We start from the raw sequence: 20,650 nt of genomic DNA, 5'->3' as shown, positions 1-20,650 counted from the left end.
TTATTGCTCTATTTCTTTTGCTTCATTTTTTGCAGTAACGGGGTGCATTGATTCTCCGCCCCCTCACTGGGGGAAACCAACGCCAGCAATGCGGCCGCCGGTGTCAGGGCGACACCCAACACCGCGGCCACAGCACCACGGGCAATGAGTGGACCAGCTTTGACACCGGCATCCGGTTGCTTAAATGTCCCTTTCACATACAGCGGAGAGCGCAGTGTCAAAATGCGCAGCCCCTTGCTTTCCGGATCAATAGATAAATCCAGCCGCTCGGTGGCAAAATTTATATTCCCCGTGATATTGATAATGGCGCTTTCGGTATCGAGAACAAACAGACGTGGTACTGCCAATCCATTGCGCAACTGAATGTCAGCTGCCGCGCAGTTAATTTTTACCTCATCATCACCAAATAGCTTCGCCACCAGATAGTTACCGACATTTAAGCCAAGTAACTCCATCAAACTGCGGCTAATCAGCCCCTGGTTCAGCAGGAGCCGCAGATTGCCGTTACTGGTTGCCAGCAGTGCGGCCACCGAGTTACCCCTGGCGGTAAAGGAGGCGTCACCGTTCATTTGCCCCAGGCTTTTACGCATCGATTGCACTTGTGGCAATAGCTCTTTTAACTGTAAGCGACGGGCATGTAGATCAATTTTGCCACTCATCGGCGTGGTATTACCATTTAGCCGTAGAGTGGCATTGAGGTTACCTCCGGCCATGCCAAAACGTAGTGGATCGAGCAATAACTCGCCGTTATTCAGCATGATATGAGTATTTAAATCACTCAATGGCAGTGATTTATCTCGCTCAATTCGTTTGGCTAAATAAGTCACATCCGCATCCATAGCTCCCCAGCTTCGGGTATCGAATTTCTCGTTCGGCAATACCTTATTGCCCGGTTGACGGTTGCGCTCACCCCGATTAGCTTTCTCCTGATTGGAGTCTGCGCCGATCAACGGAGCCAAATCAGCAAAACGTAATTTCTCCGATAACATTTTTCCGGTTAATGTGGGCCGCGGTTGGCTGGCGGTATAGGTCAGGCTGCCGTGAATATCACTGTCACCAATTTTTCCGTTAAAGTTTTCATAGTGATAAACCGCGCCACCCGCCTGTTTAAGCCTGGCAATCAAGCGCCCGTCAGTGTTGTAAGGGGGGCTGGCGGGCAGTAACACCCCAATAAGCGGATAGAGATTATCCAAACTGGCTCCGGAAAACGTCAATTGCAGATCCAGCCCCGCCAAATTGCTGGGGTCACTTAACGTACCGGCGATAGCCACTCGGGTTGAACCAGAGCGCACATCAGCTTGTATTGGGAAGGGGATATCAACATCATTCATTGATAGCATTCCGCCAATTTTGCCACTCCCGGTCAATGGCTGACCTTGATATTTGCCGTCAACCTTCCACCCGAAAACATAATCAGGCATAGGATTTTCAACCAAATTCGCCGTTTTCCCCTTTTTCGCATCACTACGGTTACCGGTGACTTCGGCAAACGGCAGCGGTTTACCCAACGGATCGATCACCGCGTGCAGATCTGCTTTCAGGATAGCGTCTTGCAGATTTATCTCACCGCGATCAAAAACAATGTCATTGATATTCACCGACCAAGATGAAGGGGGTGAATTCTCCCCCTCCAAAGGGTGATTTGCCAGATTGAAAGTCCAGTTATTCTTGCCATTGGCCAGACGCAGCAGCTTGGCGTTAGGCTGTGTCAGCCAAATACGGGGGATGTACACCTCCCGGCCCAGTAACGCCAATAGCGCAATGCTGGCATCAACCCGTTTGAGCGTTACCATCTCCCCGGCGGGGAATGCCGCGGATTCAGATATCTCTTTGGCTGATTTATCACTGTTCGGTTTTGTATCGCTGACCAGATTAGTCGGATTGCCCAAGACCAGATTTTCTGCATGAATTTGCGGCCAGGGCACCCAGCGTCGCCAACCGGGTTCATCACCTTTGCGTGACCAGTCCACGCCTAAATTGCCGCGAATAGCAAAAGGCCGCTGCAACTCGGCAGACACTTTCTCATTGATGGTTGGCTTCAAACGGTTCCAGTCAAAGGTCATCACAAAAATCACCGCCGCTACCAGCAGCAGCACGATAAACCCACCCACACCAGCCAGCACTTTTCCGGTTTTAGTCATAATAGCTCCATGCCCATTTTAAAATAGCTAAACCCACAACCAAAACGAGTTTAAACGAGGGTTATTCGCAGTATTTTAATCGAATAATCAGTCTGGAAAATCCGTGACCGATTCATTGTGCGGATTTAGAACAGTACATTAACCATAGTCGATGCTGGTTTAGAGTCCATGATAGTGATGTTTCAAAGCCACCATTAATGGCAGCAGAAATCAGTGATGCAGGCAAGCAGCACGGGGAGGTAAGCGTCTATTTATCAGAAAAAATTAACCACAAAACAACATGGGGAGTGCCTGTAATCTATCAAATGAGGTGGGGCGGGAAAGGTAATAACCCTGTGCGGCGGCGGCATCAGAGCGTTGAACCATTGCCCACTCTTGCGAGGTTTCTACCCCTTCAACAATCACACCTTTACTGTAGCGATCCATTAAGGTGATCAATGTGAAAAACAGTTGGTTGCCGACTTCACTTTCTTGCAGCACGATAAACAGATCTCTGGCCACTTTGATGTATTCATAGCGCCAGCTAAGAAATGAAGTGAAATTTGCCAGTCCGCTACCGAAATCATCGAGCCATAGTCGGTCAGCTTCAGCAATGCGTGCAAAAGGTGTGTCCGAAGAGGTATCCACATGCTCCAGTAGTTCAAAGCGAATATATGGCATGGCATCGATAAGCCGTTTAGCCTCTATATCATCCTGCATGGCCATTAACGCCTGACCATCAATGTTGATTGAAACTAACACCGAATGATGGACAAATATCTGATGCCACTGCTTAACCATTTTCAACTGCTCCAGCACCACGTCCAGACGTGCGCGAATACTGATAGCGTTGAAATAGTCCTCCGGAGACAAGCGGGTATCCGGTGATGAAGGGTGAAAAACAGCCGTGAGCAACTCGATCGCCAACAACACCCCAGACGTGCGATAGATAGGTTGAAAAGTGTACCGGCGCTGACATTGCCGCCAAAAGTTCTGTCCTTTAGAACGATCCATAGCGGCAAAGGATGGCGCTAGTAAACCTGATACTCTATTGGTCATCATCAGTTTAGTCGCCATGTTTTAGGGCATCAGATAGCATTGGCAATAGTTATAAATAGCAATACATATTGCTGCCCGTCTGATGAGATCACTGTCGTGAACAGTTTTCCTTCTGGTGATGTTATCGACTCATGTGACCAGAACTTTATATCGCAGTACGACAGATTATTACGCCGCAGTATGCTGGCACCGCACATGAGAGCCATCTATAGTCATTAACCTGATAATGCTATTGATGTTAATGGAGACAAACATGCCTTACGTAAATATAAAAATCACTCGTGAAGGGGCAACTGCCGAGCAGAAAAAGCAGTTGATCGCGGGAGTCACCCAGTTATTGGTCGATACTTTGGGTAAAAATCCAGCCACCACGGTAGTGGTTATTGATGAAGTGGATACGGATAACTGGGGTATTGGCGGCCACAGTGTGACTGACCTGCGAAAATCGTCATAGTCCTGAGCGGCTGTTGTTATGATCAAATCTGCGGGAAACTTGTCAGTTTCCCAATCTATATCATAAAAAATATAAAACGTCGTTTTAATCCTATTGACTCTGATTAAGCCAGCAGTGAGACTAGTTCTATATCATCCCCATCACTGATACATATTCATAAATAGGCCAGCTTTCCATGACCAGCAAAAATATTGCCGTTATCGGCGAATGCATGATTGAACTATCACAAAAAGGTGCCGACCTGAGCCGAGGTTTTGGCGGTGATACACTGAATACAGCGGTGTATGTGGCGCGCCAGGTGTCAAAGCAGGCCCTGAATGTACATTACGTCACGGCACTGGGTATTGATAGTTTCAGTAATGAGATGCTGGCCGCCTGGCAGCAAGAGAATATCCAAACAGACCTTATTCAGCGTATGGAAGATAAATTACCGGGGTTGTACTTCATTGAGACAGATAGCACCGGTGAGCGCACCTTCTATTACTGGCGCAATGATGCCGCAGCCCGCTTCTGGCTAACCAGCCCACAGGCGGACCATATCTGCCAACGCCTGGAAAAGTTTGATTATCTGTATCTCAGTGGCATCAGCCTGGCGATTCTCGACCGTGCTTCACGCCAGCGCCTATTGAAATTGCTGCACGCCTGCCGTGCGAATGGTGGCAAAGTTATCTTCGATAACAACTATCGCCAACGCTTGTGGCAAAGCACGCAAGAGGCGCAGGAAGCCTACCGCGACATGCTGTCCTGTACCGATATCGCCTTCCTGACACTTGACGATGAAGATATGCTATGGGGCGTAACGCCGCTGGAGCAGGTCATTGACCGCACTCAGGCGCTAGGGGTGAGCGAGATTATTATCAAGCGTGGTGCCGACTCTTGTATCGTTTGGGTAAAAGACGGCTTTAAAGCGCAGCAGTATGATGTGCCTGCGGTTAAATTACCGAAGGAGAAAGTCGTCGATACCACCGCAGCAGGGGATTCCTTCAGCGCCGGTTATCTGTCCGTCCGCCTGACGGGTGGCTGCGCCGAAGACGCGGCGTTACGTGGCCACTTAACCGCCAGCACGGTAATCCAATATCGCGGCGCAATCATCCCTCTGGCGGCCATGCCGGCTGTTTGAACATTTGCGCAGCGAAGTTATTGCTACGAATAACGACACAGTCATCTCAGGCGTTGCGAGCAACGTCAGTTTAGGTACGGGCAGCGCACAGTCACCGGAACGTACGCATAGTACGTGGGGATGACGAGCACTGCCCAATCCTAATATGGCGAAACGCAATAACCGCCCAGGGAACCCTTTATTGCGCCGTTGTTGGTGTCATAGGTGCCGTTTCAGTTGCCAGCGTTGGCGCAACCTCTTCAGGCACAGGGCTGGACGGCGTCATAATCGCGTTATACGCATCCTGCAATGCCTTGACATTCACCTCTGGCTCGCCTTTGGGTTGCGTCAGGATTAGCGTGGTATCTTGCGATAACTGCTGCTTCAATTCCTGATTCAGTTCGGCCAACGTCAGGCCAGATAAGAATGCCTGACGCAGCTTCTGGTACTGCTCCGGTGCGATATCGACCACACCGCTTTGCTGCGAGCGCAGACGTTGGCTCATCAGGATATCGGTGTCAGTGCGCGCATAAGTGGCAAACAACTTACTCAGTTGATCGTTCTTCTGCACCATCAGCGCATCAAACTCCGCCTGACTCAGGCCATTAGTGCGTAAGTTCACCAACTCGCGGGCGACAAAGTTCATCCCCGAGGTCAGATTCTCTGTCGGCGTATTCAAGTGAATAGCACATTGAGCACGCTGATATTGCACCCGACAATCAAAACCTAGCTTCAGGTTTTTCTGATCGCCCTTTTCCAGCACTTGTTGAATATGCCAAAACAGCGCCTCACGGGCTAAATCACTGCGCCAGTAGCGGCTTAACGCTTGAGAATCTTGGATCGGGTGCCACGGGGTGTCCCACATCAACGACAACGTGTCCATTGCCGCCTGTTCGCTCATCAGGCTCACTGGCTGAGGTGGCAGTGGCGCTAACATCGCGATAGGGGCTGGTGTGGTGCGTTTCCCTTTTAGCTCAGAGAAGGTTTTACCAATTTGGGCAGAGATACTGCGGCTATCCACATTACCGACGATGTACAGCGTCATCGCATCTGGGGTATACCATTGATCATAAAACTGTTTTAGCTTCTCAACATCGACGGGGGTTGCCACAGGTTGGCCCGGATCATGGCCCATCAAAGAAGAACCTTTAAGGCGATAACGCCACCAGGGCTCCTGAATGTTTTGCGGGAAAGTGGCGATAGGATCAGCCGCAGTGTTCAGCGCGGCATTAATCGTTTGCTCATTCACCGCCAACTTGCCACTGGTATCCGACAACCAGGCAAGTGCTTCTTTCATCAGGTCAGGGCGGTTATTGGGCAGGCTTAAACTGTATAACGTGAAATCATAAGACGTAATCGCCGGTGGCAATGGGCGTTCGTTATCAACCCCTTGCTGCCATAGCGACTGAAGTTGTGCGGGAGTGAAACTCGCGCTGCTCATTAATGCCAGGCGTGGCAACAAATGGGCAAACCCCACTTGCTGCGTACTTTCAGATAATGAGCCAGTACTCACGACCAGGCGTAACTCGACGCGGTCGCTTGGGCGCTGCGGCGTAGCCAGCAACTGCCATGAGAACCCGTTTTCCAGCTTACCTTGCTGCCAGGCAGGATCGGGTTGTAGTGCTTCAGCCTGCACGTTACTGCTGGCAGCGACCAACAATAACCCACCAACTATAAGACGAATTCTGGTGCCCTGCATGTGAACCCCTACTTAATAAACTATCCAATTTTAACCCTTCTTACATGAAGTTACAGCGGTGTGAGCGGCTCTCGTTACTCAGCTCATCCACAAACCTCACTTCTATGAGGCCGCTGCAACCCCAATAACGTTGGGTATAAACAATACAATCCTTACGTGAACCATGCGTGTCTTCATGCAAATTGTCACAGTGAGAGCGGAACATGGGAGTGTACCATTCTGTTAGACCTCATGCTTTTGCGGATGTCACTCATCAATGTAAAAAATAGTATTGAAACGCCAAACTGTGCAAGAAAATGGGTGGTGAGATATGATTTTTTGGGCAAAACGCAGAGGTGCTACCGGTGATAGCAAGCCACCGGTAGCAAATTGGAAGGATAAATCGCCTAAAATGACCGATTCTGAAACAACCTATCAGGAAGGATAAACCTCTTTATTCAGTTGATTAGGTGGCGTTTTATTGGACAATACAGCCTGTAATTGGTCGTTATCCAATTGTTTACACCACTTGGCGACCACGATAGTTGCAACACCATTCCCCACCAGATTGGTCAGTGCGCGCGCCTCAGACATAAAGCGGTCGATACCCAAAATCAGCGCCAGCCCAGCCAAAGGTAAATGCCCCACTGCCGATATCGTTGCCGCTAATACAATAAAACCGCTGCCTGTGACCCCTGCGGCACCTTTAGAAGAGAGCAGTAGTACCACCAGTAATGTCACCTGATGAATAACATCCATCTGCGTGTTGGTCGCCTGAGCAATGAACACCGCAGCCATCGTCAAGTAAATAGAGGTGCCGTCGAGGTTAAATGAGTAACCGGTTGGAATGACCAGCCCCACCACCGATTTCTTACACCCGGCTTTCTCCATTTTATCCAGCATCCGTGGCAGCACAGACTCAGAAGATGAGGTGCCCAGCACGATCAGCAGTTCTTCTTTGATATAGCGGATAAATTTGAAAATATTAAAACCGTTGAATTTAGCAATAGAGCCCAGCACTACCACCACAAACAGGATACAGGTTGCATAGAAGCAGATAATCAACTGGCCCAACTGCACCAAGCTGCCCACACCATATTTACCGATAGTAAATGCCATCGCACCGAAAGCCCCAATGGGTGCCAGGCGCATGATCATATTGATGATACCGAAGATAACGCGCGAGAAGCTTTCGATAACATTAAAGATTAGCTGACCTTTTTCACCTAAACGGTGCAGGGCAAAACCGAACAAAACCGCGAACAGTAATACTTGCAGAATATTGCCACTGGCAAATGCACCCACCACGCTACCAGGAATAATATCCAGCAGGAACGGCACTATCCCCTGTTGTGAGGCTTGTTCGGCATAAAGTGCAACCGCCTTAGCATCCAGCGTCGCCGGATCGATATTCATACCCACACCGGGTTGCACCACGTTAACGATGACCAGGCCAATCAGCAGCGCAATGGTACTCACAATCTCAAAATAGAGCAGCGCGATGGCACCCGTGCGCCCAACCGCTTTCATACTCTCCATGCCCGCGATACCGGTTACGACGGTACAGAAAATCACGGGTGCAATAATCATTTTAATGAGTTTAACAAACCCATCACCCAGAGGTTTCATCTGAGCACCAATATCAGGGTAGAAATGCCCGAGTAGAACGCCCAGAGTAATCGCCGTTAACACCTGAAAATAAAGACTTTTAAAAATTGAAGCTTTCATAACATCTCCTTTTGGATAAATACACGGCAGCCTGTCGCATTGCTCTCTGTGTTGATTTAGTAACACTTCTTTTTTGTCCGTGCTTGCGCGGAAAATAACACCCTCATAACAATATGGAAATTATTAGTTGCGCTGGATTGTACCCTTAGCACGAAATTAAGAACTGAAACGCTTCAAGCGAAAGTAACAACAAGGAGAACCGTCAAATCAACTGGACATTGGCCGGGAATTAACCCAAAAGGATTAATCTGTAGGAGCATGTAAAATGGGGGTACTGGCAGCCAGAAGAGATCCAGAGCCAGGGGGGTTTTAGGTATTGAGGGGATTAATCAAACGGTTGGTTGGGTTAGGCGAAGAACAAGATATCCCCATCGAAATTGAAGGGTATTGCCAAATTAAGTAGCATTTTTCCTAACCCAGCGAGTGAGTTTCAACAATGAGGACGGCTAACAACGCTGTAGCATCAAACGCGCGGGATCGGGATATAGCGGGTTTCAAATTCTGCACGCGATAATGGCGGAGCAAACAAGAACCCCTGACCACATTGAATATCATGCGCAAGCAGCCATTGGCGCTGCTCCTCTGTCTCAACGCCCTCTGCCATCACCCGCAGCTTCAGCACATCGGAAATTGAGCTAATAATTCGCGCCATCGCGTCATCTTCTGGCAAATGTTTCACGAAGCTTTTATCGAGTTTGATCATATCGATCGGTAAGCCTTTCAAGCGGTTGAGATAGTGCAGACTTGAATACCCCATACCAAAATCATCCAGAGCAATAGACAGGCCAAGGCTCTGTAATTCACCGAACAGCGTCAGTGCGTTATCCAGATCTGGAATACGGGCCGTCTCAGTAATCTCAAGCAACAATCGATTGGCATCAATATCATAGCGTTCGATAATACTCGTCAGATACGGCAGGAATTGATCATTTTGCATCTGCAAACCTGAGATATTTACCGCCAGTGTCAGGGTTACCCCCTGCGCCTTCCAGTCAGCTAAAATGCGGCAAGCCTCTTCCAGCACCCAATTCCCTAGCGGCACCATCATGCCACTTTGCTCTATCTGAGGGATAAACTCTGAAGGTGAGCGATAGCTACCATCGGGTTGACGCCAGCGTAGCAGAGCCTCCGCACCGATAAGCCGCTGTTCTTTCATATCCCACTGTGACTGCAAAAACAGGGTGAAATCGCCGTTTTCAATGGCTTGTATGAGGTCATTCTCCTGCTCAAGGAGGGTCTTAAACAGCGTGCGATTGGCCAACTCAGCAACCGGAAAGCGTGCACTAACACGGCTCATGTCTGTATAAGCCTCTGCTAATAGCTGTTGATTGCGATTGTAATTATGCACCAACACTCCCAGCTCATCATCCTGATGATGGGCGGGTAAGGTGAGTTGATGATGCAGCACCCCCTGTTGACCAATATTTTCCAGCTCTTTCGCCATCGCCCGGAGTGGGTGAATAATCAGGCGATTAATACACCAGGCGATTGATACAGATAAAACCAATGCCAGCAGTAAATATGTCGACAACATGGCCGACAGGGTACTGAGAATAAACTGATACATGCGAAATGAGTCAGCACGCAAGACCAGATGCGCCAAGGGCTGTGGATTCGCCGAGACTCGCTCCAGCGAATACAACGGCACCGTTATCTCGACTGGCAAGGCGAAAATGCGTTTGGCCCAGCGAGGAACGGGGCGTTCGGTGGGAAAACTGGCGTGTAACACCTGGATTTGGTTCGGTAAAATGACATCGGCACGGCTAAGAATGCCTATCGGTAACAGGCTATTAAGGATTTTTTTAGCTTGTGGGATATCCACGCTAAGTATGGCTTCAGACAGCGGCTGGCGCACAGAATAGGCAATACTTTCCAGTTGCCTGGCGTAGTCATCTTTGCGCTGCTGCACAAAGTGGAATAACTGAAGGACGATAAAAATGCAGATGGTCACCAGTGCCACAACGGTCACCGCTGCCATTTGCTTAATCGTTAATGAACGCCTTACCCGCAAACTCGCTCTCCGCCAATTCCGACTGAATAGATTAAAATAGTTGCCACCGTGATTTGGCCACTGGTCGATTCTGTCTGAGTATACTCGATCGCTTACAGATTTTATCTTGCGATACCAAATCGGGGGGCAAGAATACCGTGGGTTTAGGTCTTTTCCTATCAGGATCGCAACGTCAGAGTGCTATTTCTCACTCTGACGTTGTTTTTTTATTCAAATCATTACGGCAGAGGCTTACTTAAAATCTGAATATGGCGCGAGCGGTTGTGGCGGCATATCCAAATCACCCTGCCAACCGGCCATTGAGTAACGCAGGTAAATCAACGCATGGCTTGGGGTATAGTCTTTTGCCTGCTGGATATCAACCCCGGCTCCCAGTGTCCAATGAGAACTAAGTCTACGTTCAATCAACGCGCGCAGGGTATAACCAACCCCATTGCTGCTGTCGCCGGAATCATAAGCATATCGGTCTGGAATGGGCTGAATACTATTGTTCAGCAAATTTTGCAGTGGATAACGCGCCTGATCACTGGTGGCAGCATGTGAAACGGAGACAGACCCTCCCAGCTCCCATGACCAGTTATCCGTCCGCTGGCGGTAGTTTACCGGAATCGCCAACGAGAGATATTGCTGCGGGCTGTAATAACCCCCCTGACCTAATGTGTAGCCACTGAGGTCTTTTTGATAGTGCCACCACATGCCATTTAGCCCGACCGTGAAGCGACGGTTATTTTCGTTGATAAGCTTGTAGTAGTAACCGGTCATAAAGCGCACTCGCTGGTTATCGGCTACATTTTGCCCCGTCAGATAATGGTAGCTTAAGTCACTCCAGACGCCGCTCGACTCACCACGGTCATAACTGGCCCCCAGACTAACGCCGTTAGCGCGCACGCCGCCCCAGGTCACATTGGTATTCGGATCTTTAGCACCGGCAAAGGCCAGTATCGAACTGGATATTGGCCGACGAGACGCGGTGGCTGTCCAGCCAATTTTATTCCAGCTATTGCTGTAAGCTAGCCCACCGACCACATCAACGATGTCAAATCCCATCGGCGTGGTGCCGATATCGGTTTCCCAGCGCTCATTTTGCCAGCCAACGGCAACACTGGTACCCGTTGCCCGTTGGTGCATATTCGCCTGGCAGGCAATTTCAGTTCGGTAACAAGTGCCGGCTTTATAGCGGGTGTTGGCATCGAAAGTCCCGGCATCCATGTGCACGGTATCCGTGCGGAAGAAGGCGCGACCATCGGCCAGCGAAGTATCCACCTGTAGCATGGTGTTGTAGGCGCTGAGGTCAGAAACCCCTTCCGTGCCGCTAGATTGTAGGTAGTCTTGATCGAGGGTAACGCGTGTATCCTGCTGGCGATAAAGGTCAGCAGCATCTGAACGAACCCCTCGCTTCAGCCAATCATCCGTGGCCTGGTTACGGGTTAACAAAGTATAGCTGTCGTTATCCGCCGGCAGGATTGGTGTAATACCACTCGCAACCATTGCGTGTTTATAATCCTCTTGTGCCGCCACCGGCTGGCCCTGCGACTGGGCTAATCGGGCTGAATCGCGCAACAGCAGCGCATTTTCCTGCGATACCCCCCCCTTGGCCGCGACGGGTTTTAAACGTTGGAAGATATCGGCCGCCTGCTGTGGCTCCCCCACATCACGCCAGGCATTAGCGACCCGGCGTTGGGTGTTAAGGCTCGCCCCCTCAGTAGAAAGTGGTTCAGTCTGCAAATGCTGGCGCGCTTCGCTGAGGCGACCTTCGGCAATATAGGCTTCAATTTCACCCAAACGGGCGTCGGGGTTTTGTGGCTCACGCGCCCGAACGTGTTGATAACCGGTCAGTGCTTCACTGTAATCGCCGCGCTCCAGTGCCCAATCGGCCAGCGTCAAATCAATTTGTGTGTTAGCCGGCGGTTGTTGATGCAATATAGCAATGGCACCGGCTTCATCACCGGCGGCCCGTTGCTGGCGGGCCTGTGTCAGTACTTGATCCAATTTCAGGCGCTTATCTAACTCGCGAATATTATCGTCCCACTGCGCCGTTGGTAGGGTTGCTAAATGCGCCAATGCCTGACTATCGCGGTTGGTGCTGGAGAGGTAAAGCGCGTAGGCATAAACCTGTTGTGGATCGCCGGGTTTAAGCTTTGCCAATTGGCGGAACTGAGCATCGGCCTCTGGCAAATGTTTGTCCTGCTCCAGCGCTTGTGCCAACCGGTAGGTTATCCAGACATCATCCGGTGCCATCTTTTGTGCCTGACGGTATTTCTGCGCCGCCTGATGCCACTGTTGTTGTGCCGCTAATGCCTCGGCCTGCTGTTTTAGGATATCCAGTTGCAAGCTGTTTGATGTGTCTCGCATGTTTGTCTGCTGACTGCGCGGCAGGCTATTCAGATAACTCAGCGCCTTCTGCGGTGATTCTCGCTGATAAATATTGGCCAGCCCGCGCACCGCGCTGCTGTTTGATGGCTCCAACCGTAGCGCCTGCTGATAATATTGTTCAGCACTTTTATCATCATGACGGGCTACCGCCACATCGCCCAGACCAATGAGCGCATAGCTGTCACTGCCATCAATTTGCCGCGCTTGTTGGTATTTTTGTAGCGCCCGCGCCGTATCACCCGCTTTCAGCGCTTTATCGCCTTCATCATTTAGCAGCCAGTAACGGTTGGTTTTTATCAGGCTCGTCCATTTATCACTATTCAGCCCGTCTTTATCTGCTTTCTGCGCCTGTTCAAATAGCCGCAACGCCTGAACACGGTCACCGCTACGTGCATAAGCTAGACCCAGCGCACCCAGTAGTTCAGGATCATTGGGGGAAGCAGCCAACGCTTGTTTCAATGCAGGAATAGCGGCTGTGCCGCCGCCGCTGTCTACTTTAGCCAAGCCACTTAAACGCGCCTGATAAGCAGGATCAGCCAACATAGCCTGTTGGTTCGCCAGCGTTTTACGCGCGCTATCAGCCTGAGGGCCGGAGGAGAAAACACCGAGAAAACGGGTCAATGCCGCGACACTTTGTGGGCTAACGGCCATCGCCTTGATCGTATTCATCCATAACTCTGCGGCATCCGCATTACCCACCGGGTCAGCGGCCACTTTTTCCAGCATGGCATAGCCCAGCGCGTCTTTTTGCTGGCCGAAATATAAACGCGCCAGCGCCATGCGCAGTTGAACATTACCGGGAAATTGCTGGTCAAGTGAGGCCAATTTCTGTGTAGCAAGTGGCTCTTGCCCCGGTAAACGGGCCACCAGCCGCCAGTATTCCACGGCCAAATCCGGTGTCGGTGACTGACCTTGCAGTAGCTGATCATATTGTGCTTTGGCTTCGGCCAAACGCCCAGCCGTTGCCAGCAGACGCGCCTGCTGCAATTGCTGCCTAACGTCCGGTTTGGTCAGCGCCAACAGCATTTTCGCTTGCTGATAAGCGGCTGAATCGGGAGCCAACTGTTGCAGTTTATCTAGCTGCTTTTGCGCCTCAGCCAAATTGCCCTGCCGTAGCGCCTGACGTATTCCTGCCGCGACCACGTCGGGGTTATTGGGGTCCATCATGTTCAGTCGATACAGCGATTGCTTCACTAACTCGTCTTTATTGGTCGCCTCGCCCAGACGTACCTGTTCGAGTAAAAACTGGGTAGGTGAGACTGATTCAGCCCCTTCAGCATGACAAATAAAAGCTTGCGGCAGTAACGCCAGACCTAACAGCCACTTTATTTTAATGTTGCGCATCGACCGTTCCATGAAGGTTGTAACTCACCCAGACGATTAAAACGATAACGATTCTGTGACCATCCTTGCCCAAAGAGTGTCAGAACCGCGCTGTAATAAGCATCATCACCCGGTGGTGAATCCTGCACCCGCTGTTGTTGCAGGGCAAGGGTCTGCTTATCAAACGGCATCGAGCTGCTGGCTAAAAAAGGCAGTAACGCAGCCGAAAACCCTACCGGCCCGTTACCACGGGTTTCACCGGTGTTAGTGTCAGTTTTTTCCGGTGGCAGCCCTTGTTGCTGAGTAATGGCCGCCATAGGCTGGAAGCGCTTGATCAACGCGCTTTTTTGCGGGCTATTATCGGATAACATGCCCGCCCACAAATAGCTGCGAATGGCATCGTAACTCCCCACATTCGGTTTTATCTCGTCCGGTTGCCAACCTTTGCCTTTTTGCCACACCACCCAATCCGGCGCAAAACCACGGGGGGCGGTTTCCAGCCATAGGCGCTGATTCACATCAATCATTGCTTTCCACGGCCCAGCTAAAGAAGCAAACCGTGCTAACAACTGTGGGGGCAAATAACTGGGGTTGAGCCGCCAGTAGTCGCTACCATTAAAACCAATTTTCCCCGGTAACAGCATCTTGCCAAGACCGGGGATACTGACCACGTCTTCTTTGGCAATACGCTGTAGTAACAAGGTGCCCATCGTTTGATAACGGCGGCTATCCCATAACCGCCCGGCTTCCAGCAGGTTGTATGCAATCCACAAATCGGCATCCGAGGCTGAGTTAGGGTCCAGAACACCCCAGTGATGTTGCGGATTTTGCCCCCACAACCAGGCGGGCAAACTGGCAGTAAGATCACCAGCCGCCAGATTATTTTCCGTCCAGTTCAATAACCGATCAAAGGTTGGCCGGTCGTTAGCAACCAAAGCGAAAAACAATCCATAACTCTGCCCTTCAGAGGTAGTGATTTTCTGCGGGCTGCTGGGGTCAATAACCCGCCCACTGTCGCTAATGTAAGCGTGTTTGAACTGCTGCCATGCAGGCCATTCACACGCTGCCGCACTACCAAAACTGGCAAGCAGCAGCATGGTGCATACCAGTCGTTTAAACATCACGACCATCTGCATCAATCTCTCTCATCGGGCGATAACCGACGGCGGCTTATAAGGCGTAACAAGCGCCAAGCCATCATCGCAGCCAGAATCACCACTAATACTGCAACACCGGCCAGCAGCACCGGATGCGTGGATAAGGTATGCCAGATACGCTCCCACCACGGCAAATGGCCAACCTCATAGGTGTCACCAACGCGCAAGCTGTTGACACCCGATTCACGAATAACCGCAACTGAGCCAAATATCGCCTCGCGTTTACCGGTATCCAACAGTGCGTTATTCAGCAGGTCATAACCGCGTGGGCTATCCGCTAACAATGCAACAATACTGCGCTGCGGGAAGTTAGGTGACTGCACACCGATGATGGCGGACATCACCCCTTCAGAACTAACGGTCGATTTGCTGTCTGCCACCCAGTCTGACTGTGGTGCTACCATGTCCGGCAAACTGCTTTGACGGTTGGGCATTTTCACCCAACTTTGGGTCTGATCCACCAGCAGGTTGATTTTCTGCTCGTCGCGTAATTCCGGCGGAATAGCACCGATAATCAGCACATCCGCATCTTTGTTTTTCGCTTGTGACCAGTCATCGGTGATATTGACGCCCACCGCAGGATAACCGACCTGCGCCCCTATATTCCCCACCGTATTAAGCAGCGTCGTTACTTGTGACGGTACCGGTTTTGGCGGCATCAGAACCAGCGTTTCGGAGAGATCAGCCATGCGGCTAAATGGGAAGCCTGCATTGGCAAACGCCCGTAGATCAGGCATTTCCATAAAGTGGCGGTAACCGGAGAAGTCGATAGTCGAGTCACCGTCGATAACCGCGTAGTTCGGTGCGGTGGAGTAGGTTTCACAGCGCCCTTCGGCCCCACTGGACAGCAACGTACTGTAATCGAAATCAAAGCGTAGTTGATTCGTTGCCCCTAACTTCAGGGCCGGAATCGTCAGCTTCCGTGCCGCATCCTGCAACCCCTGTAGCAATGGCATACGCAGGATTTTGTTGTCTTCTGGCATATTCGGCGACAACGGGTAATCCTGCACAAACTGATTATTCAGGCTGATACTTAAGCGTGAACCATCCATCAAACGAGTTGAGGTATAGCGATATTTCAAACGCATATCGATACCGGCACTGCGGATCAAGAACAGGTCGGGCGGCAAGTTCATCGATAGTGAAATCGGTGGCGGTAGCAACCCGCTGGTTTGCAATTGGTCCGGATATTGCTGCAATTCAGCAAGGGTCATTGGCCGGTCGGTACGCACCCAGTTTGGCGCGTCATAGGGCAGCCTTGGTGCCAGTTGCTCAACGCTATCCACTGTCACATTCTGTCCACGGAACAGAATATTGCCTTGAGCTATCCCTTGTGCGGCGGTAATCAAATCATTGTCATCGCGGCCCAGAATCAGCAATAGCTTCACATACGGGTTATCCGGATGGCTGATAATTTCCACCGTAGGCGCTTTCACCGCTGGATAATCTTTCAGGAAATCAGGGCGCTGCGCATTGGTGGCGAACACGACCGAATGCTGGTTGGGAAGTTGGTTATAAAACGCTGGGAAGTTCTGACCACGCCATTGCGCTTTGCCACCAAACCATGATGCCAGAATGGATGCCGCGCGCTGTTGCGCCACATCTGGCACCGCAGCAAAGACCACCGGTAACGTCAGTGGGCGGTTGTCCCTGGCATCAAAGAACGGTTCAGGGAAATGCGATAAATCACTTTTCACCGGCAGCGACTGATAGCGCAGATCCAGCGAGCTGGATTTACTGATATCCAGCCACAGCGCACTGCTGCCAGGATTCTCACAAACGCCGAGGTTTTGACCTACAAACACCAAACGCAGGCGGTTGAAGTCACTGATATAACGTGGGTCAATCGGCAATTGGATGCGGCTTGGCTTACCCAACTGCTCCTTGGTTATCGCGGTAACCCCCATCAGTTCGTCATTCAGGAAGATTTTTACCTGAGACTCTACCGGGGCCAGCGAGGGTGAGGGCGTAAATTCGAGGTTCAATGTCGCATGAGTGATTACCTCATCACTGCGCACCCCGAATTCAAGCTGCCCTTGCGGATTGGTGCCACGCAAAGAGAATGTCCCCGGTGGGGGAGCAATCTTCGCAAATGTGTATTCCACATCACGAACCGGCGCACCACCCGATGCGGCAGGAGGAACAGGCGTGACCGTCGCATCAGCGGCAATGGCCGAGGCCGCCGATTGAGGCAACGGCGCTGCGGGCGTTTCAGCATGGGTAAATGGTGTCAAACCCAAAGCCAGTGCGGTAAACCAGGTTATTTTTCTCGTCATCATATCATCATCAATGTTGAGCCACTGTTTGGCCCTGGCTACTCGGAGCCTGATTTTTACCCACGCCATGCGGTACAAATGACGCGATCCAGGCAATCAGGGAAGTCAATCCTACCAATACATTTCGAATTACCGGTGGCGCATAGCTCGCCATCCGAACATACCCTCTAAAGCCCAACGCCAGCACATCACGCAAGCTTTCAATCGGTTTATCTTCGGGGAAACCATCCTGCCACAGTGCCCATGTATCGGCGCGGGCAAAAGTACACTGTATAAAATCAATATGTTGCGCTACTGTCAGTTGATGCATCCGCATCCCCACCTTGGTGCCGAAGGCGCGGGTGACTTCGCATGGGAAGGTGTACTCCTGCGCGCCCCGTTTGAGCAACAGATGTACCGCCTCACCATCTTTCAATAATCCGGCTTCACGCATTTCAATCCCTACCCCACCATCGGAATAGTCGCGCAGGGTGCAAGAAAACAAGTGGCCGTCAGCACGCGCTACGGCGGCAGGCATCGCGATTTCAACCCGGTGAGACTGACGAACCTGCTTGGCTTCGACCGCGACTGCGACTGCTCCGCCCAAAATCGTCATGTTATAAATCACCCACACCAGGCTTATCACTACCGTCATGATTTCTGTCGCCGGGCCATACCCCAACCGCCATAATCCAGCAATCAAACCGGCCAGATTGAGCAGAACCAGCGCCATATAAGGACGGGTAATTACCCAGTCCACATGTTGTTCTTCCACCAGCCCGCCTTTCGCTGTGACGTTAAATGTCCCTTTATGAGGGTTGAGCAGCGCGATGGTCGTTGGACGAGCGATATACCAGGCCAATACCGTTTCATAAATTTCACTCCAGAAGGAGTGACGGTATTTCCCTTGCAGACGGGAGTTGGTCAGGCTGGCGTGGATCATATGCGGCAGCACATAGAGCGCGATGGCCAGTGCTGGCGCAAAAATAATGTAAGCATGTAGCAGCAGGAAGGCCAGTGGTGCCGTCAGGAAAATAAGCCGTGGGATGCCGGATAAGAAGTGCAACATGGCGTTGGCATAACACAGGCGCTGAACCCATTTCAATCCTTTACCAAACAATGGGTTATCCAAGCGGAAGATCTGCACCATTCCTCTTGCCCAACGGATACGCTGGCCGATATGTGCCGACAAACTCTCCGTTGCCAGCCCAGCGGCTTGTGGAATGCGGATATAAGCAGAGGTATACCCCTTACGATGCAAACGTAACGAGGTATGGGCGTCTTCGGTCACGGTTTCCACCGCGATGCCACCCACGGCATCTAACGCGCTGCGGCGCAGTACCGCACAGGAACCACAGAAGAAGGTGGCATCCCACATGTCATTACCGTCCTGCACCAAACCATAAAACAGCGTGCCTTCGTTTGGTGTCTGGCGAAAACGCCCTAAATTACGCTCGAAGGGATCAGGGGAGAAAAAGTGATGAGGCGTTTGTATCATCCCCAGCTTCTTGTCTTTGAAGAACCAACCGAGAGTCAATTGCAGGAACGAGCGTGTTGGAACGTGGTCACAGTCGAAAATGGCGACAAACTCGCCGGTGGCCTGTTTTAACGCATTATTGATATTACCGGCTTTGGCATGTTCGTGAGTCGGGCGAGCAATGTAGTTCACCCCCACTTCTGCGGCAAATTCTCTAAACGCAGGCCGGTTGCCATCGTCCAGAATATAAATATTAATTTTGTCTTTCGGCCAATCAATACCCAGCGCGGCATAAATGGTTGGCTTAACCACACCGAGATCTTCGTTATAAGTCGGCACCATCAAATCAATGGTTGGCCAGCTATTCATATCCTCTGGCATAGGTACTGGCTGACGATTGAGCGGCCAAATGGTCTGGAAGTAACCTAGCACCAAGACCACCCAAGCGTAAGTTTCTGCCAGTAACAACAGCAAGCCACACACCAGACTAACCGGATCATCCCAGTTGAGGGTTTCGGTATAGCGCCACCACAAATAGCGGCAGGAGACGGTCAGCGACAACACAATCAGCATCAATGTTGGCAAGCGGCCCGGCACTCGCCGCACTATCATGGCTATCGCCCACAGCAGCAATACAAACACGAATTGCGCCATCATGCCGAATGGCTGCGAAATACACAGCAGGGCTAATATGCCGGTGAAAATACCCAAAATAATAAACAGGATACGGCGAGTGCGCCGCGAGAGTTGGCTGAGTTTGTCGGCGAGCTGTTGTTCCAGCCGACGGAGTTCAAAACGCTCCGGCACGCTCCCCAACCAACTGATATAACCCTGCCTTTTACTTTGTACCCAACGTTTTCCCACCGAGGGCGACTCGCGTTTCTTCTCATGGCGCGGCTCAGGGTAGGTCAGCAGCAGCCACAACCCTTGCAGCAGATAACGCAGACCATCTCCTAACCGTGGGCGATGCGGGGAGATTTGTGGAAACCAGTAAGCCCGATGTTGTATGACACTCTGCCAACTGGGAGATTCAAGACGCAGAAACAGCCAACACAACGGCAGTGCCAGTGTGGTGAGAAAAGCGGTCAGAACGGTACAACCTTGCTGCATATAGTGATGATAGCGGCGACACATCCCCTGATAGACCAGGGCGAGGAATAACATCCGCATCAGGCGACTCATAGGCCAGATTCCGCCACATTGATCAGGCACCAGTTTGCCAGTGTTATCATTTCTTCTGCGGCCAGACTCTGCGGGCTGTACTCACCTAATGTCTGTTTGGCCGCCAACGCCTCCGCCATCGCTTCATCACGATGTATAAACGTCGGCAATAGGTTATCCAAACTCTGGAGCCAGAGTTGATGTAAATCCTGTTGCAAGCGGCTGCTGGCAGAAAATTGGTTTAGCAAAAAATGGCAGCCATCGGGGAGATTTTGTTGGTGCAGGCGAATGTGACAATTCGCATCAGCATGAATCAGTACCAACACCTTATCTGCCAGCGCCAGTGCCTCACGGGTGAAATCATTATCACCCGCAGGGATATCCAATAAAATCCAGCGGTGATCAGCGCTAGCTTGTAATGCAGACACATTATCGCGCCACTGGTTGGCGGTTTGTTGCAAGGCGGTATTTAGCTGTGCTGTTTCAGTGGGGGTTAATTGCCCGAACGGTAAAAAATCCAGCCCGTCGATATAACGCATTGCGCCGTGCTGCCAACCTTCACCATCAAGTTCCGCTCTGGCCCAGCCACGGGGTTGCTCAAACGGCATATTAAAATGTAGCCGCAATAGATTATCTGGTGAAAAATCAATCACCAGTACCGATTCATCTAATTGATGTAACGCCCACGCCAACGCAGCCACCACAGACGTGGTACCCATTCCCCCTCTGACCCCTTGTAACGCCATAACCGGCAT

Annotated in this window: 12 protein-coding genes; 2 read left to right on the top strand and 10 right to left on the bottom strand. The window is 51.2% G+C overall.

Annotated features, from left to right (window positions below):
* Positions 1–8 precede the first annotated feature (8 nt).
* Together AT01_RS12900 and pdeH are read right to left on the bottom strand one after the other, a co-directional pair.
* Entirely contained in the window at positions 9–2,141 is a 2,133-nt protein-coding gene (locus AT01_RS12900) for an AsmA family protein (RefSeq protein WP_042547437.1), read from the bottom strand.
* A gap of 264 nt (positions 2,142–2,405) precedes the next feature.
* The gene (pdeH, locus tag AT01_RS12895) at positions 2,406–3,197 is read right to left on the bottom strand and encodes a cyclic-guanylate-specific phosphodiesterase (RefSeq protein WP_042547436.1); all 792 of its coding nucleotides are present in this window, start codon (positions 3,195–3,197) and stop codon (positions 2,406–2,408) included.
* A gap of 235 nt (positions 3,198–3,432) precedes the next feature.
* Here pdeH and AT01_RS12890 point away from each other — a divergent pair, with 235 nt between their 5' ends.
* On the top strand, positions 3,433–3,633 hold the full coding sequence (locus AT01_RS12890; RefSeq protein ID WP_004388926.1) for a 2-hydroxymuconate tautomerase family protein: 201 nt from the start codon (positions 3,433–3,435) through the stop codon (positions 3,631–3,633).
* A 175-nt stretch (positions 3,634–3,808) separates the two neighbouring features.
* Positions 3,809–4,753, top strand: a complete 945-nt coding sequence (kdgK, locus tag AT01_RS12885; RefSeq protein ID WP_042547435.1) for a 2-dehydro-3-deoxygluconokinase — start codon at positions 3,809–3,811, stop codon at positions 4,751–4,753.
* Between the two features lie 178 nt (positions 4,754–4,931).
* On the opposite strand, the gene AT01_RS12880 is transcribed toward kdgK, so the two are convergent.
* The 8 genes from AT01_RS12880 to bcsQ all read right to left on the bottom strand — a co-directional run bounded on the left by AT01_RS12880 (position 4,932) and on the right by bcsQ (position 20,650).
* Entirely contained in the window at positions 4,932–6,431 is a 1,500-nt protein-coding gene (locus AT01_RS12880; RefSeq protein ID WP_042547434.1) for a M16 family metallopeptidase, read from the bottom strand.
* Positions 6,432–6,845: 414 nt separating this feature from the next.
* The gene (locus AT01_RS12875) at positions 6,846–8,138 is read right to left on the bottom strand and encodes a dicarboxylate/amino acid:cation symporter (protein WP_004699582.1); all 1,293 of its coding nucleotides are present in this window, start codon (positions 8,136–8,138) and stop codon (positions 6,846–6,848) included.
* A gap of 463 nt (positions 8,139–8,601) precedes the next feature.
* A complete protein-coding gene (locus AT01_RS12870) occupies positions 8,602–10,149 on the bottom strand; it encodes an EAL domain-containing protein (RefSeq protein WP_082039606.1) in 1,548 nt (515 codons plus the stop codon).
* A gap of 231 nt (positions 10,150–10,380) precedes the next feature.
* The gene (gene bcsC, locus AT01_RS12865; protein ID WP_042547432.1) at positions 10,381–13,866 is read right to left on the bottom strand and encodes a cellulose synthase complex outer membrane protein BcsC; all 3,486 of its coding nucleotides are present in this window, start codon (positions 13,864–13,866) and stop codon (positions 10,381–10,383) included.
* A complete protein-coding gene (gene bcsZ, locus AT01_RS12860) occupies positions 13,848–14,975 on the bottom strand; it encodes a cellulose synthase complex periplasmic endoglucanase BcsZ (protein ID WP_042548615.1) in 1,128 nt (375 codons plus the stop codon). The genes bcsC and bcsZ overlap by 19 nt, the downstream gene beginning before the upstream one ends.
* 5 nt (positions 14,976–14,980) lie before the next feature.
* Positions 14,981–17,278 (bottom strand): cellulose biosynthesis cyclic di-GMP-binding regulatory protein BcsB, encoded by a 2,298-nt coding sequence (gene bcsB / locus AT01_RS12855; RefSeq protein ID WP_042547431.1) that lies wholly within the window; start codon positions 17,276–17,278, stop codon positions 14,981–14,983.
* Between the two features lie 10 nt (positions 17,279–17,288).
* A complete protein-coding gene (gene bcsA / locus AT01_RS12850; RefSeq protein ID WP_042547430.1) occupies positions 17,289–19,916 on the bottom strand; it encodes a UDP-forming cellulose synthase catalytic subunit in 2,628 nt (875 codons plus the stop codon).
* Complete coding sequence (gene bcsQ / locus AT01_RS12845) at positions 19,913–20,650, bottom strand: cellulose biosynthesis protein BcsQ (RefSeq protein WP_042547429.1); 738 nt, start codon at positions 20,648–20,650, stop codon at positions 19,913–19,915. The genes bcsA and bcsQ overlap by 4 nt, the downstream gene beginning before the upstream one ends.

The sequence above is a fragment of the Yersinia aldovae 670-83 genome (assembly GCF_000834395.1).
Taxonomy (GTDB): domain Bacteria; phylum Pseudomonadota; class Gammaproteobacteria; order Enterobacterales; family Enterobacteriaceae; genus Yersinia; species Yersinia aldovae.
Note: the sequence above shows the minus strand (reverse complement) of the source record. Positions and strands in the feature narration are given on the sequence as shown.